The following is a 211-nucleotide window of genomic DNA, read 5'->3' as shown; positions in this document are numbered from 1 at the left end:
CCGCGAACATCGCGGGGATGATCGCGAAGTACTTGGCGACGTCGTTGGCGATGGAGAAGGTGGTCAGGGCGCCGCGGGTGATCAGGAGTTGTTTGCCGATCTCGACGATTTCGATGAGTTTGGTGGGGTCGGAGTCGAGGTCGACCATGTTTCCGGCCTCCTTGGCGGCGGAGGTGCCGGTGTTCATGGCGACGCCGACGTCCGCCTGGGC

General features: G+C 64.0%; 1 pseudogene. It reads right to left on the bottom strand.

Features of this window, described 5'->3' with window-relative positions:
* Positions 1–211 (bottom strand): annotated as a pseudogene (locus tag IF23_RS31820) (potassium-transporting ATPase subunit B); the annotation flags it as partial.

The sequence above is a fragment of the Streptomyces catenulae genome (assembly GCF_000718015.1).
GTDB classification, from domain to species: Bacteria; Actinomycetota; Actinomycetes; order Streptomycetales; family Streptomycetaceae; genus Streptomyces; species Streptomyces catenulae.
The sequence above is the reverse complement of the archived record's forward strand: the minus strand, read 5'-3'. Positions and strand labels throughout refer to the sequence as shown.